Origin of the sequence: Streptomyces sp. NPDC050549 (assembly GCF_040655035.1) — a bacterium.
In the GTDB taxonomy this organism is placed as follows: domain Bacteria; phylum Actinomycetota; class Actinomycetes; order Streptomycetales; family Streptomycetaceae; genus Streptomyces.
The window spans coordinates 13415-27316 of the sequence record NZ_JBFAJD010000023.1 but is presented as its reverse complement, the minus strand read 5'-3'; the positions used below and the strand labels follow the sequence as shown (position 1 = coordinate 27316).

Below are 13902 nucleotides of genomic sequence, written 5' to 3'. Positions count from 1 at the left end.
CCAGCAGCGTACGCCGAATCTAGGCATTGACAAGTTCGAGCGGCTGAGGCAATCTTGTCATTGTCAAGTTGTGGAACGGCCGGGACACGACGAGGAGTTACGGCATGTCGGAAAACGTGAGTGGAGTGGAGACCGCGAACTACCCCGCCACCGTGGAGCCGGGCCGGGTGCGCCAGCTCTGGCACCTGCTCGAACCCCTGCACGCGCTGCTGTACTACGCGCCGGAGGTCTTCGAGGAGGCCGCCGCACTCGGCTACGACACGGAGGAGCGCTGGCCGAGCTACTTCCCGCTGCGCGCCGCCCCCTTGGGGCCGGTCGGTGCCGAGCGGGTGACCTCCGCCTTCTACAGCTTCAGCCCCCGTATGGTCGCCGAACACATCGACCCCGCGTGGCGCATCGCCAGCCCGGACGCCGTACTGAAGGCGAGGCTGCGCGGAATGGACCGGGCCTACCGCGCGATACTCGGCGACCGTGTCGACAGCCCCGAACTCGCGGAGGCCGCCGCCCTGGCCCGCCGCGCCGCCGAGGCGGTCACCACGGCCGGCCGTCCCCTCGCCGCGGCCAACGCGGCGTCGGCCTGGCCCGAGGAACCCCACCTCCAGCTGTGGCAGGCGGCGACGATCCTGCGTGAACACCGCGGGGACGGCCACCTCGCCGCGCTGCTGGTCGCCGGTCTGGACCCGGTCGAGTCCCTGGTCTCCTTCGCCGCGACAGGAGCCGCCTCCGTCGAGCGTTTCGAAAGCCGGGGCTGGAGCCCCCAGGAATGGGCGGCGGCCCGCCGACGCCTGGTCGCCCGCGGCCTGTTGGACGACCTCGGTACGGCGACGAGGGCGGGCCGCGAGCTGCGCCAGGAGGTGGAGCGCCGCACCGACCGGCTGGCCGCCGAGCCCTGGCGGTTCCTCGGCCGGGCCGACACCGACCGACTCGCCGATCTGCTGGGGGAGTTCTGGGTCGCGGTGCTCGGTTCCGGGCTGCTGCCCTCGGAGTCGACGCTGGGCATCGGCAAGGTCTGAGAGGGGTGTGGGGAGAGAGTGTGGCGAGGGAGTGCGAGGTGGGGGCGCCCGCGCCGACCAGGTCGTATCGATACACCCGAGTTGCGCGTCATGCGCCCCCGGGCCCCATATGTTCGCGACATCTCCGCCGCTAACGTGGGCACCAGGTCAATATCCGCCCCCGCAGGGGCGGGGGCCGGGTGAACCAGGGGAGGGGCGCACTGTGATGCGTCTGAGGGGTGGGGCGGCCGTAGCCGTCCTGATCATGTTGTCCGTCGCCGGATGCAAGGACACCACAGGGGCCTCCGGGCCCGGAGCGACGACCGGCGGGGACTCCGGCGCGAACTCCGGCGGGGGCGGAGGCGGGGGCGCGGCTCTCACCGCCGCCGAGTCCCTGACCGTCAAGGGGCGGGCGCCGAAGACCGGTTACTCCCGCGAGCGGTTCGGCACCGCCTGGGCCGACACCGACTCCAACAGCTGTGACACCAGGGACGACATCCTCAAACGGGATCTGAAGCAGGTGAAGTTCACCGGCGGCACCTGCAAGGTGTCGTACGGCGTCCTCGAATCCGACCCGTACTCCGGCAAGGAGGTGACCTACCGTCGCGGAGCCAGCCTCGTCGACATAGATCACCTCGTCGCCCTCTCGGACGCCTGGCAGAAGGGCGCCAAGTACTGGGACGCCAGCAAGCGCATAGCCCTTGCCAACGATCCGCTCAACCTCCTCACCGTCGACGCGAGCGCCAACCGCAGCAAGGGCGACGGTGACACGGCGACCTGGGTGCCGCCCAACAAGGCGTACCGCTGCACCTATGTGGCCGCGCAGGTCGCCGTGAAGAAGAAGTACGGGCTGTGGGTCACCGCCGCCGAGAAGGCCGCGATGAAGAAGGTTCTCTCGACCTGCCCGGGCCAGAAGCTCCCGTCCGGCGGGAACCCGACGAGCGCGCCGAGCAGGTTCCACGCGAAGTGACCCGAGGTGAGCTGAGTGCCCGTCGGGGCAAGCCCTTTCCCGTGAAGTACATATACGGGAGATGACGATCTGTTCTGGTCAAGTCGTAGTACTGGTAAAGGAGTTCACAAGGAGCAAAGGGACATGAGGGGTGACTCGGGGTGCGTTCACCGGGTAATGGTCAAGATCGGGCGATGATCTCTTCTCGGGTCTGTCCGATCTTTGTCGGCGATGGGCAAGATCTGTGCGTTTCTGTGGCTGTCCTGTCAGGACCCGGTCAAGCATCGACTGGCGGCGGCTGCTTCGTGCCCGCCGACCGTTGGAGTCCTCGTCGTGCGTATCCGGCTCGCTCGCCGTGTTCGCCCACCCCGCCGTACGCGGCGCGTCCGCCGTGGTGTCGCCCTGCTCCTGCTGACCGGGCTCGCCCTGATGTGGACGACGCAGCAGGCGATGGCCGACGGGGTCGAACTGCACGCCGTGGACGTCTCGTTGCCGAGCCTGTCCTCGCTCACCGCCTGGCTGAAGGACCCGCACTGGGGCCGGCTGCCGTCGGAGAAGTCGGGGACGGCGGCCGGCAAACGGCACCGGGTCTCCGCCGCGGCCACCGAGGCACACCAGGGCGCGGGCCGTAAGCCGGGGAAGGGCAAGGGCGAACTCGCCGCGTACCACGCCCACCAGGCGTCCGTGAAGCGCGGGAAGAGCGCCGCGGGCAAGGCCGGTTTCAACGCGAAGACGAGCAAGCGGGACGCGGGCAAGTCCTCGCGGACCGACACCGTCTTCGACAACGCCGACGGGTCGATCACCAGACAGCTCTCCCCGACACCCGTCAACTACCAGGTCGGCAAGGGCAAATGGGCCCCCATCGACGTGGACGTGCGGGCCGGACCCGACGGGCGCTGGCACGAGAAGGCCAACTCCCTCGACGTCGACTTCGCGCCCAAGGCCGACGACTCCGCGCTCGTCTCCCTCGCCCCCGACGCACAGCACACCGTCTCCTACGGGCTGAAGAACGCCCAGGCCGTCAAGGGCACCGTCGACGGCGGCTCGCGCGTCACCTACCCGGGTGTCCTCACCGACACCGACCTCCAGGTCGCCCCCACCGCCACCGGCGTGAAGGAAGCGGTCGTCCTGCACTCCGCGGACGCCGCCAACTCCTGGACCTTCCCGCTCCAGCTCAAGGGCCTCACCCCCGTCCAGAACAAGGACGGCTCGATCGTCCTGCGTGACGCCGCGGGCAAGACCGTGGAGCGCGTCCCTCCGTCGTACGCCTACGACTCGAAGGTCGATCCGCGCTCCGGCGACCCGACCACCACCCACGACGTCACCACCACCCTCGTGCGGGACGGCAGCGGCTATGCGCTGAGGATCAGCCTCGACGACACCTGGCTGAAGGACACGCACCGCGTCTTCCCCGTCACCGTCGACCCGACCGTCACCGACGGCTGGACCACCACCTACGCCGAGTCGGGCTCGGACTCGACGGGTGACCACTCCTACGAGCAGACGATCAAGGTCGGTTCGTACGACTCGGGCACGCACTCCGCGGCGAGCTACATCAACCACTGGGACACCGCCTGGGACGCGAGCGGCCTGACGGTCACCGCGGCGAAGCTGGAGCTGTTCGACACCTGGGCCTCGACCTGCACCGCCGAGCGTTTCGACGTCGCCCTCGTCACCCAGGCGTGGACGCCCGAGGGCGTCACCAGCTACCCCGGACCGACCTACGGCTCCTCCATCGGCAACCTGACCCCGACCGTGTCGACCGCCTGCGCGAACACGGGCGCCGACCGGACCGTGGGCGACACGGTGGACGTGACGCTGTCGACCTCGGCGATCCAGGGCTGGTTCAGCGGGACGACAGCCGACTACGGTCTCGCGCTCTACGCGTCGACCACCGACGCCCTGCACTGGAAGCAGTTCGGCTCCTTCAACGACCCGTCGCTGGGTCCGAAGCTCATCGTCACCTACACCGGCAACACCGCCCCGCAGCTCTACGAGCAGTTCCCCGCCGACAACGCGGTCGTCGGCACCACCACCCCGGAGCTGACCGCCTGGGCGGGCGGCGCCAACTCCACCAGCGGCAGCAGCAACCAGTACCAGTTCAAGGTCTACGACGCGAACAACGCCCTGGTCGCCGACTCGGGCCTGGTCTCCACCGGCGACTGGACCGTGCCGGCCGGGAAGCTGGCCTGGGGCAAGAACTACACCTGGCAGGTACAGGCGTACGACGCGACGACCGGGCTCTACTCGCCCGCCGATCCCTACGAGTTGTCCGTCCAGGTACCCCAACCCGTGATCACCTCGGGGCTGTCGCAGAACAGCAGCGACCACGGCTTCGACGCGTCCATCGGCAACTACACCACCTCCGACACGGACGCCTCGATCTCCACCGTCGGTCCGTCCCTCGACGTCGAGCGCGACTACAACTCCCGTGACCCGCGCTGGACCGGAGCCTTCGGTTCCGGCTGGTCGTCCATCTTCGACGCGCGCGCCACCGAGCAGTACAGCGCGGCCGGGGCGGTCACCAGCGTCAACGTCACCTATCCGGACGGCTCACAGGTCGGCTACGGCAAGAACAGCGACGGCACCTTCGCGCCCGGCACCGGCCGCTGGGCCACGTTCACCACGGTCAGCGGCGGCTACAGCCTGACCGACAAGGACGACACGGTCTACGCCTTCACCACCCTGCTGACCACGGGCAACTACGGACTCACCTCCGTCACGGACGCCAACGGGCGCTCCATCACGCTGACTTGGACCAGCGGTCACGTCACCCAGATGAAGTCCAACGTGTCCACCCGCGCGCTGAACCTCACCTGGTCCACGCCGAGCGGCGCCCTCGCCGCGCATGTCGCGACCGTCACCACCGACCCGGTCACCGCCGGCACCGCGACGACCGCGCTGACCTGGAACTACGGTTACACGGGCGACCAGTTGACGACCGTGTGCGCGCCGCTGTCGACGACGAAGTGCACGACGTACGGCTACGCGACCGGCTCGCAGTACCAGAACGCCTCCCTCGACCTCGACCCGAGTGCGGCGTGGCCGCTGAGCGAGAGCTCGGGCACCACCGCCAAGGACGCGATCCTCGCCAATGAGGGCACCAAGAACGCCACGTACGAGAACGTGACGCTGGGCGCGGCGGGCCCGCTCACCGGTTCCTCCGCCACCGCGGCCTCCTTCAACGGCACCACCTCCGACGTCGCCCTGCCGAAGAACACCGGCAACGACACCGACTCGGGCGCGCTGTCCCTGTGGTTCAAGACCTCGGCCGGACCGGGCGTGCTCTACTCGTACGCCTCGCAGCCGATCAGCTCGGGGAAAGCCGCCGGCTTCTACACGCCGTCGGTGTACGTCGGTTCGGACGGCAAGCTGAACGCCGAGTTCTGGTACAGCGGCGGCATCAACCCGATCGTGTCCTCCGCCTCCGTGGCCGACGGCAAGTGGCACCACGTGGTGCTGAGCGCCGCGGGCAACTCGCAGACGCTGTTCCTGGACAACACGAAGGTCGGCTCGCGCACCGGCACCGTCTCCATCAAGAGCGCGGTGGCCTTCGGCAAGAACCAGGTCTTCAACTACCTCGGCACCGGCTTCCTGGGCGGCAGTTGGCCCGACGAGGCCCACGGCAGCACCAGCGACGCCACCGGGTACGCGACGTACTTCAACGGCTCGATCGCCGACGCGGCCTGGTACGGACGGCCGTTGGTCGCCGCCGATGTCAACGCCCTCTACCAGTACGGCACTCACTCGGCGTCCCTGCTCACCTCCGTCAAGCGCCCCTCGGGCAAGTCCTTCGCGACGATGACGTACGACCCGGCGACAACGGCGCTCACCCAGCTCACCGACGAGAACGGCGGCGTCTGGAAGCTCGCCGCGCCCACTGTCGCCGGCTCCAGCCAGACCTACCGGGGCGCGGTCCTCGGCGGCGGACCGGCCGGCTACTACCGGCTGGGCGAGGCGGCCGGGGCGACCGCGGCCCTCAACGAGGTGCACGGCGGCAACGGCACCTACAGCGGGGTGACACTCGGCGCCACCGGCCCGTTCAGCGACGCGAAGGCCGCGACCTTCAACGGCAGTTCCTCGTACGTCGAACTGCCGACGTCCGTGCAGTTCGGCACCAGCGACCGCAGTCTCGAACTCTGGTTCAAGACCGCCTCGCAGGGTGTCATCGTCGGCTCCCAGTCGGCGGCGATCTCCGGCGCGACCGCCGCGTCCGGCACCTGGGCGCCCCTGCTGTACGTCGGCAGCGACAACAAACTGCACGGCCACTACTACTCGGGCAGCGGTTCCGGCTCGACGGCGTTCGGCTCGACCGGCACCGTCACCGACAACGCCTGGCACCACGTGGCCCTCACGGCCTCCGGCGCAACCCAGACCCTGTACCTGGACGGCGTACAGCAGTCCAGCTACTCCGGCACCCCCGCCGACCAGACCTACAACCACCTTTATCTGGGCGCCGGTTTCGCCAAGAGCTGGCTCGACTCCCCGGGAGACGTCAGCCACTTCACCGGTTCGATCGCCGACGCGGCCTTCTACCACTCGGCGCTCAGCGCGGCCGACGTCGCCGCACACGTGGAGGCGGGCAAGAACTCCAGCGGTCTGCTCCCGGTCGAGACGGTCAAGGTGACCTCGCCGACCACGTCCACACTGACGTACACCTACGACGTCACCAACGGCAACCGCGCCCTCACCGAGACCGACGGCCTCGGCAACAAGACCAGCTTCGGCTACGACACGGCCGGCTTCGAGCACACGGTCACCGACCCCAACGGCGCGGTCACCACCACCGGTCACGACGTCCGCGGCAACATCGTCTCGTCCACGTCCTGCCAGGACCAGGTCGCCAACAAGTGCAACACCGAGTACTACACGTACTACCCGGACGACACGACCGCCCAGCTGACCACCGCCGACCCGCGCAACGACCAGCTGCTGACCGAGCGCGACGGCCGTTCCGCGTCCGCGACGGACAACACCTATCTGACGTCGTACACCTACGACTCGGCGGGCAACCAGACCGCCGTCACCGGCCCCGCCGTCCCCGGCTTCCCGTCCGGCCGCACCACGACCACCGTCTACAGCGACGGCACCAGCACCTACCCGTCCGCGAACGGCGGGGTCGTGCCCAAGGGCCTCCCGGTGAAGACGGTCAGCCCCGGCGGCGCGGTCAACTCGGTGTCGTACTTCACCAACGGCGACGTCGCCTCCACCACCGACGCCATCGGCCTGGTCACGTCGTACACCTACGACAACGTCGGCCAGGTCCTCAGCCAGAACGTCGTCTCCGACACCTACCCGGCCGGCCTGACCACCAGCTACGAGTACGACAAGAACGGCCAGGTGATCACCGAGCACGACCCGAAGATCACCGACCGCGTGCAGGGCGCCGACCACGCCGCCGTCTCCAGCACGGTCTACGACGACGACGGCGACGTCCTCTCCCAGACCGTCTCCGACGCGCAGGGCGGCGACGCCCCGCGCACCGAGGCCCAGACGTACGACGCCTATGACCGGCTGCTGACCGAGTCCGACGCCAACGTCTCCGCCGGCACGTCGTACGGCAACACGACGACGTACACGTACGACACCTCCGGCAACAAGACCCAGGAGGTGACGAGCGCCGGCAACGAGACCGACTACACCTACGACGACAACGGCAACCTGCTCACGCAGAGCCTGATGTACACAGGCGACCCGGTCTCCCCGCAGACCGCCGCGAAACTCGTCGAGTCCTCGCGGGCCTACGACCCGGCAGGCCGGCTGGCCTCGGTCACCGACGCGATGGGCAACACGACGTCGTACACCTACACCGACGACGGCCTCACCGCGACGGTGAAGAAGACCAGCTCCGACGGCACCAGCAGCTATGTCCTGGAGTCGGACACCTACGACGCGGCCGGCAACCTGCTGACCCAGACGACCGACAACGGCGAGAACGTCACCCAGTACACGGTCGACGCCTCCAGCCGCACCACGTCCACGACCGTCGACCCGACCGGTGTCGACCGAGTGACGTCCGTGTCGTACACCCCAGACGACCAGGTCGCTTCGGAGAACGACCACGACGCGACCGGTTACGACCGCACCACCACCGACACGTACGACGACATGGGCAACCTGCTCAGCGAGACGTTGTACGGCGACGCCTCCGGGCACCCGTCGGGCTGGTGGAAGCTGAACCAGACCTCCGGCCGGTCCGTCACCGACTCCTCCGGCACCGGCAACACCGTCACCGCCGGTTCGGGCGTGACCTGGTCGGACGACGCGGCCCAGTTCAGCGGCGACACCTCCGGCAGCGGAGACATCGCCGCCACCAACGGACCGGTCCTGGACACCAGTTCCTCCTACACCGTCTCGGCGTGGGTGAAGCTGTCGGACACCTCGACGTTCCGCACCTTCGTCGCGCAGGGCGGCACCAACCGCTCCTCCTTCTACCTCCAGTACGCCTCCACCACGGGCGTCTTCCGTCTCATCTCGCCCAGCCAGGACACCTCCGCCGCCCCGTCGGCGTACTACAGCGCCTCCGCCTCCACCGCCCCCGCGCTCAACACCTGGACCCAACTGGTCGGCTCCTTCGACGCGTCGACCGGCACCATGAACCTGTACGTCAACGGCACCCTCGCGGGCACCGCCAGCAACCCCGCCCCCTGGACCGGCGCGGGCCCGCTGTCCATCGGCGGCGCGAAGACCGCCTCAGGCACCGTCAGCAACGCGGTGAACGGCGCGGTCAGCAACGTCCAGACCTACCAGCGGGCGCTCTCGACGAGCGAGATCAACTCCCTGTACGGCAAGGGTCGTTCGGGCGGCACGGTCGGCTCCTCCGACCAGCAGACCACCAAGTACACGTACGACAAGCGCGGTCTGCCCACGTCCATGACGGACCCCGAACAGCACACCACCACCTACGAGTACGACCAGGCCGGCAACCTCGCGCTCACCACCGCACCGACGGTCCAGTCGGAGCCGGACGGCATCGCCGCGAACGCAGCGCCCGTCAACCCGGTCACCTCCAGCGGCTTCAACACCTTCGGCGAGGCAGTCGCGGAGAAGGACCCGACCGGCCTGGTCACCACCACGGCCTACGACGCCGTCGGCAACAAGGTCAGCGAGACCCTCCCGTCGTACACCCCCGCCGGAGCGTCAACTCCCAACGCGGGCACGACAGTCTGGACCTACGACAGCGAGGGCAACCAGACCGGCGAGACCACACCGGGCGGCAAAACGACGTCGTACCTCTACGACCAGTTGGGCGACCTGGCCCAGATAACCGAGCCCGACGGCACGAAAACCCACGCCACCTACGACACCAACGGCGAGCAGCGCACCGCGACGGACGGCACGGGCGCCCAGGCCCAGGCGACCTTCGACTACCTCGGCCGCCAGGTCACCTCCACCACCCTGGAGCGCTACCCCTCCACCCGCACGCTGACCACGACGAACTCCTACGCCGTCACCACCGGAAACCCCTACGGCGCCCACGTCTCGTCGACGACGACCCCGGGCGGCGTGACCTCGACCTACGCCTACAACCGTGCGGGTGACGTCACGAAGACGACGGACGGCGCGGGCAACTCCACGTCGTACGCCTACGACTTCGAGGACAACCCCACCAAGACGACGCTGGCGGACGGCAGTTACACGGTCACGGACTACAACGTCAACGACGACCCGACGGCCACTCGCAGCTACGACACCAACGGCACGCTCCTGTACGGCACTTCGCAGCAGTACGACGGCAACGGCAACCTGACCGCGGCCACCGACGCCAACCAGCACACCACCCGCTGGACGTACGACGCGGCGGGCACGATCACCCAACAGGTGGAGCCGGTAGACGCGACAACGTCGATCACCACGTCCTTCGGCTACGACGCGGCCGGCAACCGCACCCGCTTCACCGACGGCCGCGGCAACTCCTGGCGCTACGGCTACACCCCCTGGGGCCAGCAGGCGACGGTGACCGAGCCGACGACGAGCCAGTACACCTCGGCCGCCGACTCGACAACGACCTTCGCCTACGACGCTGACGGCAACGTCACCTCGGCCGTCGCCCCCGGTGGCGTCACGACGTCGATGACGTACGACTCCAACGACCAGCTCAAGACGATGACGGGCACCGGCGCGGAGGCGGCCTCGGCGAAGCACAGCTTCTCCTACGACGCCGACGGCCGCGTCACCTCGGCGGACACGGACGAGGCCGGCACGGTCGGCGCCGCCGACCACCAGGCGTCCACGCACGACGCTTTCACGTACGACGACCGGGGCGATCTGCTGTCGGCGTCGGGTTCGGCGGGCTCGTCGAGTTTCACGTACAACGACGACGGTTCGGCGCTGACGAGAACGGACGCGGCGGGCACCCAGTCGTACGGCTACGACACGGCGGGCCGCCTCTCCACCCTGGACGACGCGGCGAGCGGCACCCATCTGTCTTACACATACGACCAGTTGAACGACCTGAAGACGATCAAGTACGGCAGCACGGGCCAGACCCGAACGTTCACGTACAACAGCGCACACGAGCTGTCGAACGACGTCCTGGTGCAGGGAGCCTCGACCCTGTCGAGCTTCACCTACGGCTACGACAACAACGGCAACCTGACGTCGAAGACGACGGCGGGAGTGACGGGCGCGTCGACCAACACGTACCAGTACGACTGGTCGGACCGCCTGACGTCGTGGAACAACGGCTCGACGACGACGGCGTATTCGTACGACGCCTCGGGCAACCGGGTGCGGGTGGGCGCGGACGTCTACACGTACGACGCCCGAGACCAGCTGACCTCGGACGGCACGAACTCCTACTCCTACTCGGCCCGCGGCACGATGACCCAGGAGTCGTCGACGGCGAACGGCACGGCCGCGTTCAAGACGGACGCGTTCGGCGGCCAGATCGTCGCCGGCCCGCAGTCCTACACGCTGGACGCCCTTGGCCGGAACATCACGGACACCGACACGGCCGCCTCGTCGACCCGTACGTTCGCGTACTCGGGCGCGGACAACACGATCGCGACGGACGGGGACGACGCGTACACGTACGACCCGGCCGGCGGCCTGGTGGGCATCAAACAAACAGGCTCGTCGACCGGGGCCCTGGCCCTGACGGACCTGCACGACGACGTGGTGGGCACGTTCACGTCGGGTGCCACGTCCCTGTCGGGCTCGGCGACGTACGACCCGCTCGGGAAGGTGACGGCGACGCTGTCGCTGATAGGTCACCTGGGCTTCCAGTCGGGCTGGACGGAACCGGGCACGGGTGACGTGGGCACGGCGTCCCGCTGGTACAACCCGAACTCCGGCGAGTTCCTGAACAAGGACAGTGTGTCCCTGGACCCGTCCCCGGACTCGGTGGCGGCGAACCCGTTCGCGTACGTCGATGACAACCCGATGGTGGGTACGGACGAGTCGGGTCACTGTTCCTGGTGGACGGGTTCGTGCGAGGTGAAGGCCGCCAAGCACGTGGCCAAGAAGGTCAAGCACGCGGTCCACAAGGTCTACCACGCGGCAAAGCACGTGGCCCGCAAGGTGGTTCACGCCGTGAAGCACGCGGCCCGCAAGGTCGTGCACAAGGTGCGGGACGTGTACCGGGCGACGGTGCGGGTGACGCGGCGGGTCTACCACTACACGGTCAGACACGTGAAACGCGTGTATCACGCGGCAGTTCATGCGGTGCATACGGCGTACCACAAGGCATCGAGGGTGGCGCACCGCGTGGTCCACGCGGTGAAGAAGGCGGCGCACAAGGTCGCGCACGCAATCAAGAAGGCGGCCAAGGCGGTCGCGCATGCGACGCGGACGGCGTACCACGCCACGGTGAAGGCGGTGAAGACCACCGCGAAGTTCGTCAAGAACCACGCGGCGGCCATCACGTCGATCGTGGTCTCCACGGCGGTGTTCGCGGGCTGCGAGGCGGCGACGTGGGGCGTAGGCACGATTGGCTGCGCGGCGCTGGCTGGTGCGGCGGGTTCACTGGTCGAGCAGGGCTTCAAGTGCGCCCAGAACGGCGGCGGGGACTGCAGCGCGGGTGCGTTCGCGGGGTCGGCGGTCGAGGGTGCGGTGACGGGTGCGCTGGGCGGTGCGCTCGGTTCCCTGGGCGGAAAGCTCCTTGCCAAGGCGGCTCCGAAGGCGATGGAGGTCGTCGGGGGGCTCTTCGGGAAGGGGGCGAGTGAAGCCGGGGAGGCCGGGGCTGCGGATGCCACGGATGAGGCGGCTTCGGCGGCGGAGGCTGAGGGGGCGGGGACCAAGTCACAGTCCCAGTCGGGTAGTTGCCCCGTTCCTACGCACAGCTTCATCGGCTCGACCCGGGTGCTGATGGCCGACGGTGCTACGAAGGCCATCGACCAGGTGAAGGTGGGCGACACGATCGCCAACTCGGTGCCAGGTGTGACGGGTACGGAGGCGCACAAGGTCACTGCGGTGATCGTGACGCACACGGACCACGACTTCGTGGACCTGACGATCAAGGCGACGGCTGAGGCCGCTGCGAAGCAGGGTGTGAAGGACGGCGCGAAGTCCCTGGCCAAGAAGGTCGCCCGCAAGGCGGCGTTCGGCCTGGCGGCGTCGGCGGCGGTACTGGGGGCGCTGGGCGCGAGCCACGGCCACGGCACGGCGCAGGAGCCGGCGACCAAGACGGTCGCGGCGGTCTCCTCAGCAACGCCTGGACAGAACACCAAGCCCGCCGAACCCACGTCCGACGCGCAGGGCGCGCACCTGACGACGACCTTCCACCACCCCTTCTACGACGAGACCCGGGCGGCCTTCGTCGAGGGCAAGGACCTGAAGGCCGGCGACGTCCTCCAGACTCCGACCGGAACGGCCGAGGTCACCAGGGTTCGGCTGTACCACGCGAATACCACGACCTACGACCTGACCATTGGCAGTCTCCACACGTACTATGTGGAAGCCGGGACCACGCCGGTCCTGGTGCACAACTGCCAGATAAACCCTGGCGACAATGAGCTGAGTCAACGCGTCATGCAAGAGCGACTTCGCATCAATAAGCGGACGGGAAATGGAGCCGCAGCTCTTATCCGTAGCGCAGATGGACAGAGTAGTCGTATTGCCGTTGCGTTCGCTTCGAAGGGTCTCGGTAACCATGCGGAGGCCAAACTGGTGAACCAATTCGCCCTTAAAGAAGGCGAGTCAATTGCGGAGGTTTACTCGGAGCGAGAGCCATGCACAGGGTCAAACGATTGCCGAGGACTTCTTAATGGTCTCGGGATCAAATACACGTACAGTTTCCCTTGGACGACGTCTGCGGAAGGTGCGGCTTCCACCAAGGGGTTGGGCGTGTATTGGAAGCAATTGTTCGGAGATGCGAAATCTGGCGATTGGACCAACCCGTGGAAGGGTTTCTAACCACCTTGAGGTATCACTACGCTGAAGAGTATGTTTCGGTCGTCGGAGATCAGTCGGCTCGAGAATATCTCGTGAATCGAGGTATTCCAGAAACCGAGGGATTTTTCGCGGGTGGAGTGTCTGGCGATCAAGAGAAGGTCACCACTTCGCTTGGGTTGTCACTCCTCTATATTGGGCGGGCCGATGATCCTCGAGGGTTCTTCGCGATCGGTTGTGAAAATGGCGAGGTTTACTACGTCATGCCCCACGCCACTTTTCTAGCAAACTCTTCCCCTCGTCAGTTTGCGGAGTCTCTCGAGATGTATGTCTCTGTGACGAGCGATAGATCGATTGTGGACGACCCCGAGGCGGTGGAGGGTGCGCTGCGTTCCGCGTTGATTGGAATTGATCCTCCGGCGATAGAGGACTCAGGTTCGTTGTGGAACGACGTGCTGTCCGATGTGATGATCGGGATCTACGGTGACGACGAAGACGATGACTGATCAGTACTAGTATCCTGAGTCGTTAATTCGTGTGCAGTATGAGGCGAGGGTGTCGAGGAGGTCGCCTGTGGGGTTCGACCAGGCGAATGGCTTAGGGTTCTTGTTCTGTGACCTGTGATGTATG

General features: G+C 67.7%; 4 protein-coding genes. All 4 read left to right on the top strand.

Features of this window, described 5'->3' with window-relative positions; all coding sequences use genetic code 11:
- Positions 1-104: 104 nt before the first annotated feature.
- The 4 genes from AB0I51_RS29320 (at position 105) to AB0I51_RS29305 (ending at position 13778) form a co-directional block, all read left to right on the top strand.
- Complete coding sequence (locus AB0I51_RS29320; protein ID WP_362980177.1) at positions 105-1013, top strand: hypothetical protein; 909 nt, start codon at positions 105-107, stop codon at positions 1011-1013.
- A 205-nt stretch (positions 1014-1218) separates the two neighbouring features.
- The gene (locus tag AB0I51_RS29315; RefSeq protein ID WP_362980175.1) at positions 1219-1962 is read left to right on the top strand and encodes an HNH endonuclease family protein; all 744 of its coding nucleotides are present in this window, start codon (positions 1219-1221) and stop codon (positions 1960-1962) included.
- 312 nt (positions 1963-2274) lie between these two features.
- Positions 2275-13296: a LamG-like jellyroll fold domain-containing protein gene (locus AB0I51_RS29310; protein ID WP_362980173.1), complete on the top strand. Its 11022-nt coding sequence runs from the start codon at positions 2275-2277 to the stop codon at positions 13294-13296.
- Positions 13281-13778, top strand: a complete 498-nt coding sequence (locus tag AB0I51_RS29305; protein ID WP_362980171.1) for an SUKH-4 family immunity protein — start codon at positions 13281-13283, stop codon at positions 13776-13778. The genes AB0I51_RS29310 and AB0I51_RS29305 overlap by 16 nt, the downstream gene beginning before the upstream one ends.
- Positions 13779-13902 lie beyond the last annotated feature (124 nt).

Bases quoted from the DNA above. Each gene is read 5' to 3' on its own strand.
- AB0I51_RS29320 (WP_362980177.1), top strand. From the start codon at position 105: ATGTCGGAAAACGTGAGTGGAGTGGAGACCGCGAACTACCCCGCCACC.
- AB0I51_RS29315 (WP_362980175.1), top strand. From the start codon at position 1,219: ATGCGTCTGAGGGGTGGGGCGGCCGTAGCCGTCCTGATCATGTTGTCC.